The 21,330-nt window shown below is 31.8% G+C and carries 22 protein-coding genes; 8 read left to right on the plus strand and 14 right to left on the minus strand.

Translation table 4 applies throughout. From position 1 onward, the window contains the following. The first annotated feature begins 181 nt into the window (after nucleotides 1-181). From pyrH to T329_RS0101525, 3 genes are read left to right on the plus strand one after another with little or no spacing between them, the layout of a single operon-like run. Nucleotides 182-898, plus strand: a complete 717-nt coding sequence (gene pyrH / locus T329_RS0101515) for a UMP kinase (RefSeq protein WP_029608682.1) — start codon at nucleotides 182-184, stop codon at nucleotides 896-898. After that, entirely contained in the window at nucleotides 898-1,449 is a 552-nt protein-coding gene (gene frr / locus T329_RS0101520; protein WP_029608683.1) for a ribosome recycling factor, read from the plus strand. Before pyrH ends, frr begins: the two co-directional genes overlap by 1 nt. Nucleotides 1,450-1,470: 21 nt before the next feature. Next, complete coding sequence (locus T329_RS0101525; protein ID WP_156933776.1) at nucleotides 1,471-1,857, plus strand: hypothetical protein; 387 nt, start codon at nucleotides 1,471-1,473, stop codon at nucleotides 1,855-1,857. Nucleotides 1,858-1,886: 29 nt separating this feature from the next. Here T329_RS0101525 and T329_RS0101530 read toward each other — a convergent pair whose 3' ends face one another. From T329_RS0101530 to secG, 5 genes are read right to left on the minus strand one after another with little or no spacing between them, the layout of a single operon-like run. Then, on the minus strand, nucleotides 1,887-2,168 hold the full coding sequence (locus tag T329_RS0101530; RefSeq protein WP_051630124.1) for a putative quinol monooxygenase: 282 nt from the start codon (nucleotides 2,166-2,168) through the stop codon (nucleotides 1,887-1,889). A gap of 13 nt (nucleotides 2,169-2,181) precedes the next feature. Then, nucleotides 2,182-3,720 carry a methionine--tRNA ligase gene (metG, locus tag T329_RS0101535; RefSeq protein ID WP_029608686.1) on the minus strand — a complete coding sequence of 513 codons (1,539 nt, stop codon included), beginning with the start codon at nucleotides 3,718-3,720 and terminating at the stop codon, nucleotides 2,182-2,184. Between the two features lie 7 nt (nucleotides 3,721-3,727). Further along, nucleotides 3,728-4,498, minus strand: a complete 771-nt coding sequence (locus T329_RS0101540) for a tRNA1(Val) (adenine(37)-N6)-methyltransferase (protein ID WP_029608687.1) — start codon at nucleotides 4,496-4,498, stop codon at nucleotides 3,728-3,730. Continuing rightward, entirely contained in the window at nucleotides 4,488-6,668 is a 2,181-nt protein-coding gene (gene rnr, locus T329_RS0101545; RefSeq protein WP_029608688.1) for a ribonuclease R, read from the minus strand. The genes T329_RS0101540 and rnr overlap by 11 nt, the downstream gene beginning before the upstream one ends. Nucleotides 6,669-6,671: 3 nt before the next feature. After that, complete coding sequence (gene secG / locus T329_RS0101550) at nucleotides 6,672-6,911, minus strand: preprotein translocase subunit SecG (protein WP_029608689.1); 240 nt, start codon at nucleotides 6,909-6,911, stop codon at nucleotides 6,672-6,674. A 242-nt stretch (nucleotides 6,912-7,153) separates the two neighbouring features. On the opposite strand from secG, the gene gmk reads away from it, so the two are divergent. Genes gmk through T329_RS0101575 form a run of 5 tightly spaced genes read left to right on the plus strand, consistent with a single transcriptional unit; the run spans nucleotide 7,154 to nucleotide 10,978 of the window. Beyond that, on the plus strand, nucleotides 7,154-7,738 hold the full coding sequence (gene gmk / locus T329_RS0101555) for a guanylate kinase (protein WP_036461373.1): 585 nt from the start codon (nucleotides 7,154-7,156) through the stop codon (nucleotides 7,736-7,738). Next, nucleotides 7,731-8,504 (plus strand): PP2C family protein-serine/threonine phosphatase, encoded by a 774-nt coding sequence (locus T329_RS0101560; RefSeq protein WP_029608691.1) that lies wholly within the window; start codon nucleotides 7,731-7,733, stop codon nucleotides 8,502-8,504. Before gmk ends, T329_RS0101560 begins: the two co-directional genes overlap by 8 nt. Next, entirely contained in the window at nucleotides 8,504-9,490 is a 987-nt protein-coding gene (locus T329_RS0101565; RefSeq protein WP_029608692.1) for a serine/threonine-protein kinase, read from the plus strand. Before T329_RS0101560 ends, T329_RS0101565 begins: the two co-directional genes overlap by 1 nt. An 8-nt stretch (nucleotides 9,491-9,498) precedes the next feature. Next, a complete protein-coding gene (gene rsgA, locus T329_RS0101570) occupies nucleotides 9,499-10,335 on the plus strand; it encodes a ribosome small subunit-dependent GTPase A (protein WP_029608693.1) in 837 nt (278 codons plus the stop codon). Continuing rightward, nucleotides 10,328-10,978 carry a ribulose-phosphate 3-epimerase gene (locus tag T329_RS0101575; RefSeq protein WP_029608694.1) on the plus strand — a complete coding sequence of 217 codons (651 nt, stop codon included), beginning with the start codon at nucleotides 10,328-10,330 and terminating at the stop codon, nucleotides 10,976-10,978. Before rsgA ends, T329_RS0101575 begins: the two co-directional genes overlap by 8 nt. A gap of 130 nt (nucleotides 10,979-11,108) precedes the next feature. On the opposite strand, the gene T329_RS0101580 is transcribed toward T329_RS0101575, so the two are convergent. The 9 genes from T329_RS0101580 to T329_RS0101620 are packed head-to-tail and all read right to left on the minus strand — an operon-like array spanning nucleotide 11,109 to nucleotide 21,249. Next, nucleotides 11,109-13,436 carry a putative immunoglobulin-blocking virulence protein gene (locus tag T329_RS0101580; protein ID WP_029608695.1) on the minus strand — a complete coding sequence of 776 codons (2,328 nt, stop codon included), beginning with the start codon at nucleotides 13,434-13,436 and terminating at the stop codon, nucleotides 11,109-11,111. 13 nt (nucleotides 13,437-13,449) lie between these two features. Beyond that, entirely contained in the window at nucleotides 13,450-14,829 is a 1,380-nt protein-coding gene (locus T329_RS0101585) for an MSC_0618 family F1-like ATPase beta subunit (protein WP_029608696.1), read from the minus strand. Next, nucleotides 14,829-16,370: an MSC_0619 family F1-like ATPase alpha subunit gene (locus T329_RS0101590; protein ID WP_029608697.1), complete on the minus strand. Its 1,542-nt coding sequence runs from the start codon at nucleotides 16,368-16,370 to the stop codon at nucleotides 14,829-14,831. The genes T329_RS0101585 and T329_RS0101590 overlap by 1 nt, the downstream gene beginning before the upstream one ends. 12 nt (nucleotides 16,371-16,382) lie before the next feature. Continuing rightward, nucleotides 16,383-18,545 (minus strand): MSC_0620 family F1-like ATPase-associated subunit, encoded by a 2,163-nt coding sequence (locus T329_RS0101595; protein ID WP_029608698.1) that lies wholly within the window; start codon nucleotides 18,543-18,545, stop codon nucleotides 16,383-16,385. Beyond that, the gene (locus tag T329_RS0101600) at nucleotides 18,538-19,014 is read right to left on the minus strand and encodes an MSC_0621 family F1-like ATPase epsilon subunit (protein ID WP_029608699.1); all 477 of its coding nucleotides are present in this window, start codon (nucleotides 19,012-19,014) and stop codon (nucleotides 18,538-18,540) included. Before T329_RS0101600 ends, T329_RS0101595 begins: the two co-directional genes overlap by 8 nt. Further along, complete coding sequence (locus T329_RS0101605; RefSeq protein ID WP_029608700.1) at nucleotides 19,004-19,918, minus strand: MSC_0622 family F1-like ATPase gamma subunit; 915 nt, start codon at nucleotides 19,916-19,918, stop codon at nucleotides 19,004-19,006. Before T329_RS0101605 ends, T329_RS0101600 begins: the two co-directional genes overlap by 11 nt. A gap of 3 nt (nucleotides 19,919-19,921) precedes the next feature. Beyond that, nucleotides 19,922-20,446 (minus strand): MSC_0623 family F1-like ATPase-associated protein, encoded by a 525-nt coding sequence (locus T329_RS0101610; protein ID WP_029608701.1) that lies wholly within the window; start codon nucleotides 20,444-20,446, stop codon nucleotides 19,922-19,924. Beyond that, a complete protein-coding gene (locus tag T329_RS0101615; RefSeq protein ID WP_029608702.1) occupies nucleotides 20,439-20,744 on the minus strand; it encodes a hypothetical protein in 306 nt (101 codons plus the stop codon). The genes T329_RS0101610 and T329_RS0101615 overlap by 8 nt, the downstream gene beginning before the upstream one ends. Further along, nucleotides 20,722-21,249 carry an MSC_0624 family F1-like ATPase-associated membrane protein gene (locus tag T329_RS0101620; protein ID WP_029608703.1) on the minus strand — a complete coding sequence of 176 codons (528 nt, stop codon included), beginning with the start codon at nucleotides 21,247-21,249 and terminating at the stop codon, nucleotides 20,722-20,724. The genes T329_RS0101615 and T329_RS0101620 overlap by 23 nt, the downstream gene beginning before the upstream one ends. Nucleotides 21,250-21,330 lie beyond the last annotated feature (81 nt).

Below are 21,330 nucleotides of genomic sequence, written 5' to 3' on the forward strand. Positions count from 1 at the left end.
ACATAATACTTTATACAGAAGAAAAATAATTTTTTCCAAATCGACAGTTTAAAAAATATTTCGCGTATTGAACTATAAAATGAGTATATTTGACAAAATATACATAATAATCTAATGATTTAATTGTTTTGAAATCAACAAAATTAATATAATATATTAAATTAAAAGAAAGGTTTCAGGTATGAATTTTAAAAGAATTTTAGTTAAGTTATCTGGCGAGGGGCTTGCCAACAAAAACAAAAAATTAGCAATCGATTATGTTTTAGTGGAAAACATTGCTCGTCAATTAAAGAAAATTGTGGAAAAAGGAATCCAAGTTAGCGTTGTTATAGGAGGTGGAAACTTTTGAAGAGGTGCTAGTGCCGAAAAAAATGGTATTCCAAGAAACAGAGCTGACTATATTGGGATGATAGCTACAATCATGAATGGTTTAGCATTGCAAAGTGGATTTGAAAAAGTCGGCTTAAAGGCTAGAGTACAGTCTTCATTAAACATTGATGAAAGAGTTGCGGGTTACTACATCAATGAAAAAACTATTAAATACCTTGAAAGAGGTGAGGTTGTAATTTTTGCAGGCGGAACTGGTCGTCCATTCTTCACAACTGATACAGCTGCTACTTTATACGCTTCAGAGATAGGCGCAGATGTGATTTTAATGGGTAAAAATGGAGTTAAAGGTATTTATGATTCAGATCCTAAAACTAACCCAAATGCGGTAAAATTTGACAAGATAACTTACGATGAAATACTTGAAAGAAAATTACAAGTCATGGACCTAACAGCCACAGCAATGGCTAGAGATAATAACATTGGCTTAATAGTGTTTGATATTCAAGAAGAAGACGCTATTTTAAGAGCTATCGAAGGAACAATTGAATTTACGGAGGTAACAAAATAATGGAATTAGACTTATATTTATTAGATTTTGATGAAGCGGCAACTAAATCAATTCATCACTACGGATTTGAATTATCAAAAATTTCAACTGGTAGAGCTAACCCTCAATTAATTAAAGGAATTAAAATTGACTATTACGGCACAGCTACTCCACTTGAAGAATTAGCAAATATCTCAGTGCCTGAGCCTGCACAATTATTGATTAAACCTTTTGATGTTTCATCAGTTAAAGATATTGCTAAAGCAATTATGGCGGCAAATTTAGGTGTAAACCCTGTTGACGAAGGTAACCAAGTAAGATTGACTTTCCCTGCTTTAACTTCTGAGCGTCGTAAAGAATTGGTTAAAAGTTTAGCTAAATACACTGAACAAGCTAAAGTTGGTGTTAGAAATGCTCGTCAAGATGTTCTTAAAGCTATCAAAAATGATGAAGAATTAAGCGAAGATGATCAAAAAAGATACCAAGATGCAGTTCAAAAAGCAGTAGATGCTAAAATTGAATTAGTCAACAAAATGACAGCTGAAAAAGAAAAAGAATTAACATCATTATAGTGTGCTTGCACACTTTTTTATATGAATAAAATTAAAATAAGTTTCTATATTTTGCTATCTTTTTCAGTGTTTTTCTTCCTTTCATCAATGTCTTTATTTATCGCACTGACGGTTTTGGGACATGTTTATAAGAGCCCGCAACCTACATTAGCCTATACGCTAATTGCGCTAATTTTTGTTTCTATTATTCTGTCAGTTCTGTTGCACTTTATCTGTATTCCGCTAGCATTACACTATTATAAAGATCGCTACATTAATCACAATGATCGCAATTTAACGCTATTCCACATTTTCTTTTTGATTATTGCTATTATTGTTGTTCCACGTTGAGAGCGCGAAGTTAAGGATAAAACAACATTGGAATTGCTGCGCTCACAAAATGAGCAAAATGAACAAAACCAGAACTAAAAAATCACGACGCAATCGTGATTTTTTGTTTAAATTAAAGTTTTAAATTTTCTAACTTTTAATGGTTCAAGTCCAAAAGATTCAATTTTGGTTAAAAAGTCTTTGTACTCGGGTAATTTAGTGAATTTTAAAAAGCTTTCTTCACTGCTTCAACGTTCAAAAATGCTAAAACGATCACCAAATCAATAGCCATCAATTGATAGGTTTAATTCTTGCTGTTTTGAAGTGTAAATTCATTCTTTAATGAACTCATTAAATTCGTCCTTGTTTTCTTTTTTAACCTTAATTTCTTTTAAAACTACACAGATCATTTTCCCCTCTCTTCTATTTTAATCTTGCAAAAAACATAAATTTATCTGCTGGTACTATGTTGTCAAACTTATTAAAATCATTGATTTTATCTAACTCAAAAGATTCTACATTTAATGCTTGAGCAACCTCTTTAATTTTTTGAGGCATACTGATTTGCAATGCTCACGAAACAGCATATATACCATTCAATAATCTATTTAAAATTAAGTTTAATTCTTCAAGATTATCGCTTAGTTTTCATGGCATGGTTTCATCAATATATTTGTTTAATTTTGAAGATAATTCAATAATTTTTCTATAACCTTTATCGATTTTGAATTTGTCCATCTCAGAACTAAACTCGTCAACAAAAGATTTAATTGCTTGCTCAATATCTTGATGAATTTGTTGATTTGATTCTACATATTTCGTGCCGCTTGTAAATGAATTTGAAATCATTTTTAAAGTTCTTGACACTAAGTTTCCGTAGTTGTTTACTAAATCAGCATTAATTACTTCTTTCAGTTTATCTTCACTAAAGTTACCGTCTTCACCGAAAATAAATTGCGAAGCAAAGTAATATTTAACCATTTCTGGATGGTAATTATCATATAAATATTCAATTTCTACAGCATTTCCTAAAGATTTAGACATTTTTCTGCCGTCTTTATCCCTTAATAAACCGTGACTATAAATGTTTGTAGGTAATTTTAACCCTAAAGCCTGTAAAAACATTGGCCAGTAAATAAAGTGGAATCTAGAAATTTCTTTGCCCAAAATATGCACAATTTCATCACCGTTTTGTCAGTATTTAATGTAATCTTGGCCTGGGTCATTGATATTGTATTTTAATGCCGTTACATAATTAAATAACGCATCTAATCATACGTATAAAGTGTGACGAGCATCTTCGTGAATTGGAATTGCTCAGTTTAGATTAGTTCTAGTTACAGACAAATCTTCTAGACCTTGAGCAACAAAGTTAGTTTGAATTTCGTTAATTGTTTTATCTGGTTGTAAAAATTCAGGGTGAGTGGCAACATATTCACTTCATCATTGTTGCATTGCTGAGATTTTGAAGAAATAGCTCTCTTCTGACATTTGCACTAGTTCATGTTTTGAACTTGGGTGAAAGTATTTGCCATCAATTTCTAACGCTTGAGCCTTAGTTAAAAATTCCTCATCTTCGATTGAGTATAAGCCTTCGTATTTGCCTTTGTAAATGAATCCTTTTTCAAGAAATCAGCTAAAAATTTCTTGAACAGCACTTTCGTGGTGCTCAGCTGTGGTGCGTGAAAAGTAATCCACTGGCACATCTCATTTTTGTCATGTTTGCTTGTAGGTTTCAACTAAATTGTCAACAAATTCTTTAGGTGCCATGTTTGCTTTGATAGCTTTATTTTGAATTTTTTGACCATGTTCATCACTACCAGTCAAAAACTTAACGTCATAACCCATTGCTTGTTTGTAATTAGCTATGGTTCTGGCCATAATTGTTGAGTATAAGTGTCCAATGTGTAAAGGGCCAGAAACATAGTAAATTGGGGTTGTTATATAAAATGTTTTTTTCATTTTACTCCTATATTTTTATTGGTTTGTATAACTCTTTTATTTGTGGTAGGTATTCATGATCAACTTTATTGTTAGCATCATGTAGATACAGATTTGGTAAAAAGTGCACTCCTCAACCAGCTTGATATCTTGCTTCAATCAGCACAAGTTTAGGTTTATCATCTACTCGTGGAATGATGAATTGTACACGCTTGGGTTCAAATTTATACTCGCGCATATATTCAAAACAATCAACGATTCTTTCAACCGGGATAACTAAAGATAAATATCCTTTTTGTTCAATAATTTTTGAACACCCCAGAATTAGTGTTTTTAAATCAAGCTCTATCTCATGTGTGGCAATCAACATTTCTTGTGAAACATTCTTGCTCACCTTCATATTTTCAGGCGGATAAAATGGAGGATTGACTACGATTGATTGATATTTTGGTAATAATGCTGCTGTATGGTCTTTATAAAAGTCTTTAAAATCTGCATGAATAACATTGATTTGATCTTGCTTATTATTCATTTCAACATTAAGCTTGGCTAATTCAGCAGCTTTGTGCTGAATTTCGATAGCATCGATTTTTAAATTTTTACTCCGCTCGCTAATAAAAATAGATAAAGCACCATTATTTGTACCAATTTCTAGCATTTTGGTAACTTTATTGTTCAAAAACACAAAATTTCCAAGCATTATTGTATCGACCGAATAATTGAACATGTCTTTGTCTTGATAAACGTATAAATTTGAGTCAAAACCTAGTGAATTTTTAACTAATTTTCTATTTTGCATGCGTTTTGTTTGGGCGAGTAGCTATATTTTTTTTGATATTTTTGTAATAGTCTTCATAGTTTTTAACTAAGCAAGCATCAACTTTACCGTTAATTGAGTCTGCGTTTAAAATAACAACCGCAACTTTATCACCTAAACGATATTTATTTTTGCTGTTTTTACCTATAAGTACAGTAGATTCAGCATTTGGCTCATATTCATCATCGCTTAGAGTTGACACGTGAACCAATGCATTGGTTTTGTTTTCAAATTCAACAAACATACCAAATTTTAAGATACTTACAATTTGGCAATTAAAACTTTGACCAATCTTATTCTTGAAATATTCCGCGTATAACAAATCATTGGTGTCACGTTCAACTTGCAATGCACTTTGCTCAGAGTCGCTGTTTTGCTTTGCAATTAAAGGCAAGATTTTGTTCATATGTTCAATCTTTGTTCTGTCATTATTGATTAAAACATCTCTAATAGCACGATGAACAATTAAGTCAGGATATCTACGAATTGGGCTGGTGAAGTGGCAATAAAATTTGCTTGCTAAACCAAAGTGACCAATATTATCAGGGCTATAAACCGCTTTAGACATAGTTCTTAAAAACATTACTTGTAAAAAGCTGTCAAAACGTTGTTTTTTAACTTTTTCAATTGTTTGTTGGAACGATTGTGGAGATAAGTTTAACGAATCAAGTTCAACTTTAATGTTCAATGTATTCATAACTTGCTTGAAGTTAAGTATTTTTTCTTCGCTAGGAACATCATGCACACGATATAGCAATGGAATTTTGTTTTTGGTTAAAATTTTTGCCACTTCTTCATTGGCTCTAACCATGAAATCTTCAATCATTCTTTCGCTCACACCACTTTTGTCAACAACAACGTCAGCAACGTTGTTGTTTTCGTCAAGAACAACTTTAGGTTCTTCAATTTCTAAATCAATATAACCTTCCGCATTTTTAACCTTGCGAATTTTTTGTGTAAGTTCGTAAGCAGCATTCAGCATTTTGTTTAACTCTTTGTCATCAAAGCGTTTTTTGTTGTCAATGAACTCATTTACTCTGGTGTAAGTTAATCTGTATTTAGAATTAATAATTCCTTCTACAAGCTTAGCCTCCACAGTTTTACCATATTGATCTATTTTCATAATGATGCTCATTGTAAATCTATCTTCATTAGGGTTCAATGAACAAATTCCGTTAGAAAGTTTTTCGGGTAGCATTGGAATAACTTGGTTAGCTAAATAGGTTGATGTACCTCTTTTTAAGGCTTCTTTGTCTATTTCGCTATTCTCTTGAACATAATAACTCACGTCTGCAATGTGAACTGCTAATTCGTAAAATTGATTATCGATTTTTTTGACGCTAATAGCATCATCAAAATCCTTTGTAGACTCACCATCAATGGTTACCACCAATTCATTTCTAAAGTCAACACGTTTTTTAAAGAACTTAGGATCAACTTTGTCAGGTATTAAATCAGCCTCTTGTTGAACATCCTTGCTAAATCCTTTTGGTAATTCTCTTTCTGAAAGCAGTGCTTTAACATAGCAAAGAGGGTCAGAAGTGCTTGAAACTTTCTCCACAATATCGATGTGTAACTGTTTGTTTTTTCACTCAGTGATTTCAGCCATTACTAAATCATCTAGTCTTGCGTCCACTTTAAAAGAATCAATTATGAATTGAATATTGGCAAAATCCTTTTTAATTGGTTTAAAAACGATGTTATCTTTGTCAAGTTCTAAAATTCCTGAGATTTTTGAATCATTTCTCTTCTCAATTTTGACAACCGAAGCAAATGTTTTAACTTCTTTTAGATCGTTGTATCTGTAAACCATTGCCTTAACATAATCACCTGAAAGAGCATTGTTGAAATTAGCTGAAGGCACAAAATAAGAAATTTTGTCACCGTTTTCATCGGTATTTTCTAAATCGATAAAGCCAAATTTTCCGTCTTTAGCATATTTTAAAACACCTTCAATTTCAAATAATTCTTCAATAATAATGTATGTTTTATCCCTTAAAAACATTAATTTGTTATTGTCTACCATCTTTTTAAGAGCAAAGGTTAGCTCTTTATTTTTGTTATAAGGAATTTGCATTCCTTTAGCGATAGAAACAAAATTACACTTAGGTTTTGCTTTTACATAGTTATAAATTTTTTCAAATGTTATCATGTATTAATTTACGAAGATTTTAATTAGTAGAGCCAAAAAGATCACCACGATACCGCTAGTGAACATTGACCACTTCATAAATTTCTTCACACCCCTTTCTTTGTTTGCTTTAAATAATTCTAAGTCTCCTGATCCAACTAGTGCTCCTGAAAACCCGTTTGAATCTGGAGACATCATTAGTGAAACAATGACAATAAAAATTGCTACTGTTACTAGCACGATAGAGATTATTAGACCTGTCATGTTGCCTCCTTTTTAATATAAATATTAAAAATATATTAAATTATATCTTAAGTGTAAAATTTTAATCTTAAATAATGATTTTGAGTTTGTTGTCAAATAAATCCATGTTTCAAAAATATCTATAAAATGAGTAAATAAGACAAAATATTGAAGAGTTCAATAATTTTAAATAATTTGTCAACAAGCAAATATATGTATAAATATTAATATTAGTATATAATAAAAAAACTATGAATATTGATATGAAAAAGAAAAAACCGATAATTATTTTTGTAGGTCCTAGTGGAGTTGGCAAGGGAACTATTGAGCAAATTTTGTTTAAAAATGAAGATTTAAAGCTTAAACTTTCAGTCTCAGCTACAACCAGATCTCCACGTAGCGGAGAAATTGACGGTCAGCATTACTTTTTCATCACTAAACAAGATTTTCAAGAACGTATTGATAGAAATGAATTGCTAGAATACAATTTTCATTTCGATAATTTCTATGGAACCTTAACCACAGAAATTGACAGGATTCACAATTCTGGCTATGTTCCTTTCCTTGAAATTGAAACAAAAGGTGCTAAAAAAATACTGCAAAATAAAGACGCAACCAGTAAATATAACATTATTACTGTCTTTATTTTGCCGCCTTCTTTTGAAGAGTTAAAATCAAGAATTATTGGACGCAACACTGAAACCGAGGAGTCTATAGCGAAAAGAATGCAAAAAGCAGAAGAAGAAATTGCTGAAAAAGATATTTTCAAATATCATGTTGTAAATGATGATGCTATAAGAGCTTCTGAAGAAATTAAGCAATTATTAATGAAAGAGTTGTATGAGTAGCTTTGGTGAATTAAGCGTTGTTGGTAATGTAAGAACGGAAAATCAAGACAAGGTTGGTCATTTTGCTAAATCTAGCACACGAATGATCATTTTGTGCGACGGCATGGGCGGCCATTTTGGTGGAGCTTATGCTTCAAAAATTACGGTAAACGTGTTTAATAATGAATTTTATTCATCGATGCCACTTGAGAAAAAAGATATAACTTCTTATGCTAATTGATTCAAAAAATGCATCGAGCAAGCTAGAAGCGAAATGAAAAAAATGGGCCAAAACGATGAAGCTAAATTAGACATGGGAACAACAGTAACAGCAGCTATCTTTGATAATGTTGATAACTTTCTATATATTTTCAATATTGGCGACTCAAGAACCTACGTTTTGACTGCTGCGGGTGATTTAAAGCAAATTACAATTGATCATAATTTATTGAACCGTTTGATTCGTGAAGACGGAATGAGTGAAGCAGAGGCTAAAAAGATTCGCTATAACAGTGCTTTAACATCTGCTCTTGGCCCTCAGAAAAAAACTAAAATAGAAATATTTGATTTAAGCCAGGAACTGCACAAAGTTCATGGTATTTTGTCTACTTCTGATGGAGTTCACAATTTTATTGACAAAGCCACAATTGAACAAATACTTAAAAAAGAAAGCAGTGAACAAAAAGCTGTCGAAAGCCTCGTAAGGCATGCTCTTGATAATAAATCCACAGACAATGCATCAGCAGTGTATGTAACGGTCAAAGACAATGCGGAATGGAGTAAGTAATGCCACCAAGAAAAGAAAGTAAAGTATACGAAAAATATAGAATTATCAGTAATATTGGCAAAGGCGGATTCAGCGATGTGTATAAAGTTGAATCACTTGCTGAGCCAGGTAAATTTTATGCCTTAAAATATTTTGTAATTAAGGGCGATACTGATAAAGAAAATACTATTAAACGTTTTCATCAAGAAATTAAGCTATATAAATCAATAAATTCGCAAAGAATTGCCAAATACGTTGATTCATATACCGATGAGGAAGAACAATTTTTAGTTATGGAATTTGTTGATGGTGAAAGTTTAAAAACGCAAATAAGCAAAAGTGGAAAACTTTTAGCACGTACTGCTGTTAATTATGCAATGCAAATTGCTGAAGGCATGGGTGAGCTTCATAATAACAAAATTATTCACCGTGATATTAAGAGCAACAACATTATGATTACTAAAGATCGCAATGTTAAAATTATTGATTTTGGCCTGGCTTTAGGCGAGGATAGTCAGCGATATACACAAGACCAAAAGGTGATAGGGTCAGTTTATTATATGGCTCCAGAATTGTGTGTAGCTTCAAATAAACCAACAATTAAATCTGATATTTACGCTCTAGGTATTTTGCTTTATGAAATGCTAACAGGCACATATCCATTTAAAGGTGCTTCAGCTGCTGAAACATTGCAAAAGCAAAAAAAAGCTGAATTACCTAACATTTTAAAAGTGATTGAAATACCGCAAAGTTTGGCCAATGTTATTTATAAAGCAACTAACAAAGATCCAAACAAAAGACACGCAAGCATGTGAGAATTGCGTGAAGACTTGCAAACTTCAACGCATCAAAGTCGCTATTATGAAAAACCTTATGATGCAAAAAGAGATAAACCAAAAAGAACACTGCAAGATGTAATTAACTCAAAAGTATTTTTATATTCTTCAATAATTACAATCACTTTACTGCTAATAATTGGGATAATTTTAGCAGTTGTATTGATATAAGGAGCTATGTGCAAGGAAAAATTTATTCATTAACGGGTGGTCGTTACCACATTAAAGATAAAGAAGGTAAAATGCATTTTGTGCCAGCCGCCGGAGTGTTTAGACACAAAAATATTGAACCGGTCGTGGGTGATAATGTTGAGATTGAAAATGATCAATATATTAGTGCAGTTTTACCGCGTAAAAATGTTTTTGTCAGACCAAAAGTTGCCAATATTGATGCAATTATTGTGGTGATGAGTGTGATTGAACCCTCGTTTCAACCTTATTTAGTTGACAAATATTTAGCTTTTATTGAAGCGAATAATATTGAGCCAATTTTGTTTATCACTAAGGTTGATTTAGCTTTAAGTGAGTGAAGACAAAAGTATTTAGCGATGGGTTATAACGTATTCAATATTGACTATAAAGACCCAGATTTAAAGCAAAAACTTGAGCCTTTCTTTAAGGGTAAAGTTGTTTCATTAATGGGTCAGTCAGGAGTTGGTAAAACCACATTCATAAATACAATTGCCGGCACAAATTTTGAAACACAAGCTATCTCAAAATTTGCTAACCGGGGAAAACACACCACTAGAGTTGTGCAAATCATTGAAACTCTAGGTGGCGAGCTTATTGACACACCTGGTTTTTCTAGTTTTGACATAAATTTAACACCTAGCCAACTAGCTCGCTCATTCAAGCAGTTCCAAGAGCTGGCACAAATGTGTAAATTTAAGTCGTGCTTACATTTGAATGAACCTGAAGGTTATTGCAATGTGAAGTTAAATGTGCAACAAGGCATTATTCCAGAATTTAGATATTTAAATTATTTAAAAATGATGAAAGAGGCTAAAAATGAATAAAAAAAATGTAACACCTTCTCTATTGAACGTTGAACAAGGTCAAAGATGAAAAATGGCTCAAACATTAATTGATAGTGGCATCAAATGAATCCATTATGACGTAATGGACGCTAAATTCGTGCCCAATAAAGCCATTGAATTAGACGAAATTAAATCAATCAAAGAGCAAACATCTTCACACTTTATGGATGCACATTTAATGGTTGAAAATCCACTTGATTATCTTGATGAATACAAAGATGTGGTTGATATCACCACAATACATTTTGAAGCGATTAAACCAGCAGAATTATTAAAATTTTTAAAAGCTAAACACCATGATTATAGAATTGGTTTGGCAATCAAGCCAAATACCACAGTGGATGAAATAGTTAAGTTTTTACCTTATGTTGCTCTTGTGTTAGTGATGTCAGTTGAACCTGGAGCTGGCGGTCAAAAATTTATTCCTAATGCTCTAGATAAAATTAGCCAGCTTAAAGATTTACGTAACAAACATCAATATCAATACTTAATTCAAGTTGACGGTGGAATTAATGACGAAACTGGGCCTTTATGCTTTAAGGCTGGTGCGGATGCGTGTGTTGCTGGAACATTTTTAGTTAAAGAACCAACTAAAGAACGTATTGAATCGATTTTGAAATAATTAATCTAGCAAAAGCTAGATTTTTTATTGACAAAATACACAAAAAGCAAACAAAATATACAAATTTATAATATACAAAAAATCAACACCCTTTTAAGATGTTAATTTTTTGTATAGGATTATGATTCAATTATTGATATTCTAAACCGCTATAAAATTCTACTTTAAAACCTGCTGATTCTAGTTGCGCTTTTAGTTCGCTAGCATTAGGATCTACGGCGACCTCACCGCTAAAACCATTACCATTGTTAGCGAACATAGCAAAAGTTCTTAAGTTTCTTATGGCATCAGTAGATCAAGGTTTAGTATCTACGATTCTAAATTTTTGAGTAGTATTGCCGTTATCAAATAAGATTTTACCTTTTTCCATCGGGCCATTAACAATGTTTTCAAGACCTGCGTTTGTTAGATCATTTTCGCTGACTGTAAAGTATTCATCATCATTGTGGAAAGTGACTTTAACAATTTTACGAGGTTTATTTGATGGTTTTTGTGTGTCGTGAAAAATTAAATTTTTTAGCGATTTAATTAAAGGTACACGGCTAAAATCTAGTCCAGTTGGATAACTATTGTCCCCTTCGTTATTGTCAGGATTTAATCCCGGTCCAAATCCGCCTTGGAAAATTCCTTCATTATTTCGCGCATAATATGCCATTCTTAGACCTAAATTAATTCGTCTATAAGGATCTTGTGCGTTAGGATCAAAATCCTCTTTATCAAAAGCAAGTGTATTGAAAGTGATTCTAGTTGCAATGTCAGCACCCTGTTTGTAGTCTCAGCTAACGTTGTAATCGTTTGTATTAACTCATTTGGTGCGTTTTAATGCTCAAGGATTGAATGATCACTCGTCAAGCAAGGAATTACCCAAAGTATAGAGCGAAAGCTCTTTAATTGTTTTGTTTTCTAAGGCAATTAAAGAACCAGTATTTGTAGCACGATCAAAGAAAAATAATTCAACTTGACTAATTTCATCAGGTAATTCATACAAAATTTCCTTAAATGCTTGAGCACTATCATTTTTACCCATATTTTTTATGCGGTAAGAAACAACGTTCATGCTTGGATTCTTTTTAATGTCCTGCAATAATTTTTTAGTTTTAGCATAACCCGCTATGTTGGCAGCGTCAATCTCCACAACAAAACCTTCATTTAGCTGTTTAGGATCATTAACTTTTTCATCGCGCGTCATTTTAATAATATTAATGCCATCACTTGTTGAAACGTTTAAGTGACTAAATTCTGGACTGTTTGTAACATCTTCACGACATCAGCCCGAATAAATTCCGTTGCGCACTTCGTCTGGATAACGTTTACGATAATCTCGGTAACTAAAAGTTCTTCTTTCTCAGTTATCGCGTGCCATTCTAGTAGTTACACTATTAAAGCCATCAGGCAATGAGGCTGAATATGAATCGATAGTTCCATCCTCGCGAATGTATGCATTATCAGGGCTAATTGTATATCCTTTGGCTAATAAATCTTCAGCTGATTTAGAAAGCTTTGTAAATTTAGAAAAATCTAAATTGTTATAAATTCATAAAAATCTATGACTTTTGCTCTCTCAACGCATTGTTTCGAATTCAGCAACCTTATCTGGTTTTAAAAAGTTTTTAACATTCTTTGAGTTAAAAAATGTTTGTCATTTAGAAAATAAGTTGCTTCAAAAACCGCTTGAATTACTACTTTCTACAATTGATGCAATATCTTCGGGTTTAGCTTCTTCCAGCAACGATGAAACTAAGCCTTTTAAGTATCTTGCATTAATTCCATCGTTGTTTGAACCATCACCTACTGCTTTTTCAAGAGTTTTTCTTCTTAATTCTTCAGTGACTTCGACAGAAATAATTTTATCGACGCTGTCATTAATATAAGGATCTAAATTGGAAATTTGATTATCCTTGTCGTATTGATTAACTACACGTCCTGGATTTTTTTGCACTATCGCATTAACGCTAACTCCGTTTATCACGATAACAGTTTTATCATTTCTAGGGGCTGTGTTAATTGGGGTAACAGGCTTAGGAGCGATTGGTTGGGGTTTAGGCTTAGGTGGCTCTGGTTTAGGCTTAGGTGGCTCAGGCTTAGGTTCAGGTTTAGGTTGAGGGGCTGGCTCTGGCTTAGGTTTAGGTGGCTCAGGTTTGGGTTTGGGTTCTGGAACATCTATTTTGTGAACTTCAGGCTTAGGCTCAGGTTTGGGTTCAACTTTAGGTTCAGGCTTAGGCTCAGGCTTTGGAATTTCTTTTAAGTTTGAATCAGAGTTGGCAGCTTGAGCATTTAAATCCAAATTATCTTTGGCAATAAAATTTGGTTTAGAAGATACAGATGTACTGTATTTTATTGAGTTTTCTGAAGAAGAAGTTGACGCATAAATAACAGATCCGGCCAAAACCGAAACAGATGTTATTGATCCTAACGAAGTAAGGATAATTCTTGTTTTTTTATTTCTTCACAAACTCATTTTTACTTCCTTATTATAATCCTAGTTCTTTGTCTGTAGGTATTTCTAGTGCTGATCCTACATATGAAAAGATTTCAGGGCTTTGTTTAATGTATTCACCATTTAAAATTTTTCAAACACTTTTGACAGTGTCCTCTAATTTAACGTATTGACCAGGTGATTTAGTAAAGTGTTCGGTCATGAAAAAGTTTTGAGTAAAAAAGTTTTCCAATTGTAAGGCTTTTTTAACAATAGTTTTATTTTCATCATCAAGTTCATCAAAACCAAGAATTAAAATAACATCTTCAAGATCTTTGTACGTTTTTAAAATACGTTTGGTTTCAATGATTGCATTTAGGTGATCTTTTCCAATAATAGCTTCATTTACTGAGTTAGATTGTGAAGCTAATGGGTCAAAAGCAGGGAAAATGTTTTTAGCTGTTTGTGCACGTGAAAGTACCAAACTTCCATCTAAGTGGTTGAACACAGCCACAGCCGATGGGTCTGAAAGATCGTCCATAGGTAAAAACATTGTTTGGAATGATGTAATGGCACCATTTTGGTTTTTGAACATACGGTGTTCGATGTTAGCAACATCACTTTCTAGTGTTGATTGATATCCACCAACACTAGGTTTTTTACCAAGTGAAGAAGAAACCTCATTTTCAGCTTGAACAAAACGGTAAATGTTGTCGATGAATAATAATACATCTTCTTTTTCTTTGTCTCTTAAATATTCAGCGGCAGTGATGCCAATAGGAACTATTGACATTCTGGCCCCAGGTGATTCATTCATTTTTGATACAAACATTATTGAATTTTTCAATAAATTTGAATCTTTTAGCTCATTGTAAAGTTCAATACCTTCACGTGAACGTTCACCTGAACCAATGAAAATGTTTGATGTTTCTTTTTCGTTGTGGTTGTTTACGTTGAAAATGATTTCTTTCATTAAAACGGTTTTACCAACCCCAGCACCACCAAAAATACCCATTTTATAGCCTTTAACAATTGGGATGAAAAAGTCTATAGCTTTAATACCTGTTTCAATGATTTCAATCTTGTTGTCAATAAATTTATCTTTATTAATTGTTGAGTTCATTTCAACATATTCAGGCATAATGTAGCTTTGCAATAATGGCTTACCTTCAAAGCTGTAAATGTTGTTTTTTGAGTTTTTTCCTACCGGCACCATAAAGCTTTTTTGTGTGTTAAACACACTATCGCTTAGTGCGATTGGCTGAGCTGTATAAATCACAATTGCACGCACAGTTGTATCATCTAAAACTCTTTTAACAAGTAGATATGTACGACCATCGTGCATTGTCAATAGGTTATTTACTTTAGGTAAGCTAGTTGAAGGGAATTTGATTTCAATAACATCAGAGTTAAATTTTACAATTTTACCATTCATTATTTATCTCCTAACTCTTGAGCTAATTGTTCAAGATAACTGTGTTCTAATTCTAAGAATTTGTGATCAACTTTTAAGTTTCAACCTAAATTTAAATAATCCGAGTATTGCTGTAAAGCGAAGGCAAAGAAGTTTTTAGTGATGTTATCATCATAGGCTTCACCACTTGCGATGATGTCGTAAGTGTGTTTAGCCTCGGCATTAGTGTCAATAAGTTTATTTAAAAAGTTCATTGCTTTTTGTTCGTCTTTAACGCCTTTAAATAAGTTTCAAGCAATAATTTTTGAAGTTAGCAAGATAAAACGATCTGAATATAATGAATATCCACGCTGAGTGAACATTTTGTCAATCATTTTACCTTTTGAAAGTAAAGCTGAAGTTTCAGCATTAAATTCGTAGTCAAGTGTAGCTAATTTCAAGTGACGTTTGTATTTACGGAAAATTTTACCGATTTCACCAGCTACCTTAGTAATGGTACGATTTTGTACGCTTGATCCAGTACGTGAAACTGATAAATCAATGTTAATAGCAGGTAATTTACCAGCTGCAAATAAGTCGGCACTAGTTACGATTTGACCATCTGTAATTGAAATAATGTTTGATGAGATTAATGAAGTAATATCGCCATCAATTGTTTGAAGAATTGGAAGTGCTGTAATAGTTTTACGTCCTTTAAAGCTACCTGATCTTTCAAGTAGTTGTGAGTGTGCAAAGAAAATATCTCCTGGCATAGCTTCTTTACCAACTGGTGCATCTGAAAGCAACGCCATTTCTCTAATTACGTTAGCATGTTTAGTTAAATCATCAAAAACAATTAAAACATCATCTGTTTGTGAAATGTTTTCAGCATGTGCCATTCCTACATAAGGAGCTAGATATTGATCGTATGTCGAAGTGGCGAAAGCATCAATAATGATTGTATTTTTCAAAGCGTTATGTTTTTCAAGAGTTGCGTAAATTGATGCAATTTGTTCTCTTTTTTGACCAATAGCTACATAAATACACTTAACATTTTTGTTTGCTTGATTAATTATAGTGTTTAAAGCGATGTGAGTTTTACCGGTTTGACGATCACCAATAATTAACTCACGTTGCCCCTTACCGATTGGAATTAGTAAGTCAATTGCACTAATCCCTGTGTAAAGTTGCTGGTTAAGTGTTTGTACACTCATTAAATCGTGTGCTAGTTTAAAAATAGGTGTTGAAGATTGATAAGAACTAAATCTTGGTTTTGGACTTGCTTGTGGCAAGATAATGTTTCCTGCAACATCAATAACTTTTCCAAAATATGTTTGATCTGTAAACACATTAAAGTTTGTATCTAGCAATTCAATTTCATCGCCAACAGCTAATTCGTTATCTTGGTCGCTTGAAAGCAGTATAGCTTTATCTTTGTCAGCGCTGATTAAAATAAATTTGATGTGTGGTTTATTTTTGGCAATAAACATTTGTTTTTGCGAATAATTAAACTCACCAGTAACTTCAACCATGTAATCAAAAATTGACGTTATTACTGGAGTTTGTGTAATAAATTTATACATAGTAATCCTTTCCTAAAGCAATAGCAATGTGATTCCAGCAATGACAAATACTAGTCCAATAGCTAAAAACACTGCATAAAGCGTTCTTAATTTTCTTTGTTTAATAGTTTTAAAGTTCAAGATTATTAAAGCAATAAATAATGTTAGTACAAGTGCTCCAATAACAACCATCGCTATACCAAAATTTGATTGGAATGAACGAACTTTTTGAGATTGTTTTTTGTTTTCCTTAACAGCACTTTGATAATCATTATCATATTGTTTAAAGTTATCAGCAGTTACTGGTTTTGCGTCTGCTAAAGTACGTAAGATTTGAAATTGTTTACTTACTCCTTCTAAAGCAGACACATATTTGTCGAATCATGACGCCATATTTAATGTTTCATGACTTGATAATGCTTTCAACTTGTACACATCTTTTTGAATTGTGTCAACAAATTTATCAATTGTTTGTGCACTATATTTTGTATTGTTTTTCAATTCTTTGCCAAAACTATCGTTCATAGCCTTGATATTAGCTAAAATTATGTCTTTGTTAAACCTAAATACATCCGCTTTGTATTCATCGATAAAGGTGTCATATACAAGAGCCACAGCTGATCAAGTTGGTAAATCATTAAATGTTGAAGTTGAAACAGCTGTTAGAAAAGTTTGAGCTGAATCATTTCTTGCTTGTGCTAAAACCTTTTTACTACTATTATTTTTGTATTTATTTGCTCAAAACTTAGTTGAGTTAGCTTGATAAATAACATAATTTTGTGAATAAATAGTCTTAATAAATTGATCTACCATTCCAAAAACGGTGTTGATTAAATTAGTATTTGCTAATGTTTGGTATTCAAGATTTTCATCTAGTCCTAAAGCCTTATAAAATTTCAAAACCGTTTCGTTAATACCTTGAAATTGTTCATATAACACTTTTTGTCATGCAACATTTCGCTGACTTTCTATATCGAAACCAATTGTGTATACACGTTTTAAATTAGGTTTGCTCTTTTCAGCAATGGACACTTTTGCTCTTCCACTTTCAACACTTTCAACCTTGTAAAGGTATCTTGTGTTTACTGGGTTGTTGAAGAAAAATACATCTTGGGTATTGGCTTGAGCTAAGTTATTTAAATCTTCAATTGTTGAATCTCCTGCGTACTCAGCGCGTACTAATGGGCTAAGTGTAGGCAAAGCCTCAATTACTGTTTCAGGAGGTTGGCCTATTGGTGGTTTACCAGGGATTATTGGTTGAATTGTTGGCGGAGTCTTTGGCTGGTTAGGTTGAACTTCCTCAGGGACAAACTCTTGGTTTTGTTTTAAATCAAATTCTACAAAGCGAGCAGTTGTTTTTGAAACAATGTATTCATCCCAACTTTTGTAGTTTTTAGGATTAGAAACACTAAATCCACTTACCTGCTTGTCACCATCAGCGATTCTTTTATGATTAAGGCTAAAGCCATTTTCCTTATCATCGATTAGTAAAAAGTCTTTTTCATCTAATACGATTGATTTAATTTGTTCACCTAAAGATTTAACATATTTAGCTATGGTTTTGTCAAAATGGCTATTTTCAACAAAGTTATCTTCTTCACCTGTTTTTTTAATATCTTTAGCATCAATAACGCGATCATATTTGGTCATTTTATCGCTTCCTTGACCAAAAATAACGTTGTCATATTTAGTTCCATTGAATTCAACATCACCGCGAGCATATTTTCTTTCACGTGCAAGAGCGTATGGGAATGTTACGTAAAATCCAAATTTATCAGGATCTTGACTAATTGCAGTCTTATTTTTTTCAAAAAAATCTTGCAAAATATGTAAATATATTTGTCTTGATAGATTTTTTTTGTATTCCATTTTTTCATCTAATTTTAACTTGGCAATTTCATCTTTAAAATAGCCTATCAAAACATCGATGCTTTTTTCAATAGCGTCAGCTATTTGTTTATTGGCTTTATTTTTAAATGTATCAAACTGTGGATCAATTGTTTTAGGAGCACTATTAGGTTGGCTTCCTTGCGGATTAGTTGAAGGAGTGCTGCCAGGGTTTGATGTGCCAGCACCAGGGTTATTTTGATTATTGGTGCCTTCTTCGCCTTCCAATCTTGCTGAATATGCAACAAGAGGTAAAGAGGCAGAAGTTATAGCGCCCAATGAATAAATTAATTTAATTTTTTTACTCATCAAAATCTCCTTCATACTCAACCAAGAATAGTTTTTGTTTCATTTTTAACTCAAACTGCTGTCTTTTTAATACATTCAATCTTGTAGCTTCATCAATACGCAAGCCAATGCTCTGGGAAGCTGTTAAAAAACTTATTTCAGCGTTAATATCTTTAAGAATATCTTTGCTACTTTGTTTTGCGAAAAATTCTTTATTTTGTTCATAAAGAACAACCCTTGAAAAAGTATTTATAGTAGCTTTATTATCCTTAATTACTATATTTGTGTTGGTTAAAAACACATAAAATTCCTTATTATCGTTTAAATTTTGAATCTTAATAATTGTTTTGTCAAAGCTGGACAGGCTTTGTGTATTAACTAGTTTGAAATCATTTTCAGCGTCAATATTGAAATATAAATTAGCGTTTTTAAAAGTCAAGGGCACACTGGCTAATGAGTTAATTTCGATTTCTAGTCCTCTATTGCTCATTTGTTTTACCTGCTTTTTCTTTATTTTTTCTAAAAAACATTACAATGTCTTCAATTTCTTTTTCACGCTTGAATTTAATTATTTTTTTGTTTAATTTCAATATTTCTTCGTCTAATTGCTTAATTATTTGGTTGGTACTAATTAAATTATTCTTAGCGTTATAAAAGTATGATTCAATAATCAATGAGTGGATTGCATTTGACAAGAAAATGTTAATCTCGTTATCAATAAATTGCTCTAAATCTGGATAAATTTCATATTCACGAATATTTGTTTGTTCAATCTTTTCTGCTAAGTTAGTTAGCTTGTTGACATCAAAACTTTCAAGAGGCAAAATTGTAAACCCGTTTCTAAAATTTTTATTTGTACTAATTACAAAATGCACACTTTCATACAATTCATCAACATATAAAAACTTAATTAAAAAGGTTAACTCATCGGCTAAGCCCGGGGTTTTTTGCTCTTCGCTAAAACTTTTGATAATGTTTAGATTATGGCTAGCAGCAAATTCTTGAGCACGAGAACCAATAACTATAAAATCAGACTTAGTTTTGCTTGTTTTTTCCAAAATCATTTTTTCATATCTGGTATATGAATCAGTTGAGTGTTTTTGCTCTTCAGTTAAATAAATTCAAAGTTGTTTACGTTTGGTGAAAAACTTTACAAATTTTTGGCCAATTTTTGTATCTTTTAGGCCTTTATTATTGATAAAGTTATTTTTAACGTTGTATTCTTTTTTAAGGCCCAAAATAAGGTTTTTGCTTGTTAAAGCGTTATTTACATAGAATTGAAGCTTTTTATTTAGCTTCATAATATTGATTAATAGAATATTTTTATCGTTATTAACACGCATAAAAATATTTGCGAGACTGTCTTTTTTTTGTTCTATTTTCTTAAAGTGCATATTTTATTTTTCAATGCGAGCTAGTAATTCTTTACCGAATAATAGCTTCAATTTATCTGTTTGCTCTGATTTATAAAAGACAGAATGCGGAATAATTTCAATTAAATTATTGTTTGCTAATAGTTCGTTAATTTTGCTATTAAGTTTAATTAAAAACTCATCTAGTTGTGTAGATTGGGCATTAGCTAAATTAACCGAGTCGCTGGCTGATTGCTCACTCTCAAGTATAATTGGCACTAAAATGGTGTCACTAAATTTGCTAATGATATCAAAGCCTACTACGAAATCTTTGAATACAAGATTCCATTTATTTTCAACACCTTTTGTTAAAAGATCTTTATAAGTTGTAAATGTAACTGATTCAAAACCTAAGCCCATTGAAAGAAGAACTGATGCATTCAACTGCTCAAAACTAATAAAGTTAGGTTGTTTAATCTTAGCTTCATATGCTTGATATAAGTCAAAAAGTCTAAGCTCATTTACACGCTTTAATTGATTAATTTCTTTTTTAGACAATTGTTTAGACATTATTTACCTCTCTTTGACGGGCTTTTTTAGAACTTGTTAATTTGTACAAAACTATTCACATTTGAATTAAGGCTCCGGCTAAAAATCCTATAGCAATGCATACTTGAACAGTTGCAAAAATTTGAATTAAACTTAAATCAGAATTAATGTAGTTAAAACCTTCATTACCTTGTGAAAGCATAACTTGATCTAAGCCTAAAATTACTAGCATTATAGAAGCTGAAATAGCTAATAAATTGACAAAAATTAGTGTTAAACGCGATAAAGTAAAGTTTTTACGTAAGTATAAAACTAACATTAATAATGAAGTGATTACATGTACAAACATTAAAACTAAATTGATTTTGGAATGTTAAAACCATAAAAAAGATTCAACTAAGTGCGTTCAATGCACTAAATGTTATAGTGTTGACTAAAACACTTTTAGATTTTAACTTAGTAACAAATGAAATTACATAATAGAAGCTCGTAATTGCTAAAGGAGCTAATATAAATGCTAAAAAGGCATATGGCTGTGAATATGTAATTGAAGAATCAACATAGCTTTGTTTATTTGAGGTTATGAAAAAGACTCTTATAATTCAAAACATCACAGCACTTAAAAAGATAAATGTTAAAAGCAATTTATTTTTAAAAAAACCTAAATTATATTGATTTGATAACATCAAGCTAATTTTGTCTCACAAAGCAAAGAAGATAATTAAAGCAAAAGCAATAAATAAAGCAATAATTATCAATAAGTTTTGTGGTTTTTTAACTTCGAATAGATCTCTAAATCAATCACTAAAGTAGTTTAAGCTCAATAATCTATAATTGTTTTCAACAGAGCTAGCAGCTCAACCGAAAAAGATTCCTAAAATTAATAAAACTAAAACACCTTTAAA

The sequence above is a fragment of the Mycoplasma simbae ATCC 49888 genome (assembly GCF_000702705.1).
Classification (GTDB): Bacteria; Bacillota_I; Bacilli_A; order Mycoplasmatales; family Metamycoplasmataceae; genus Mycoplasmopsis; species Mycoplasmopsis simbae.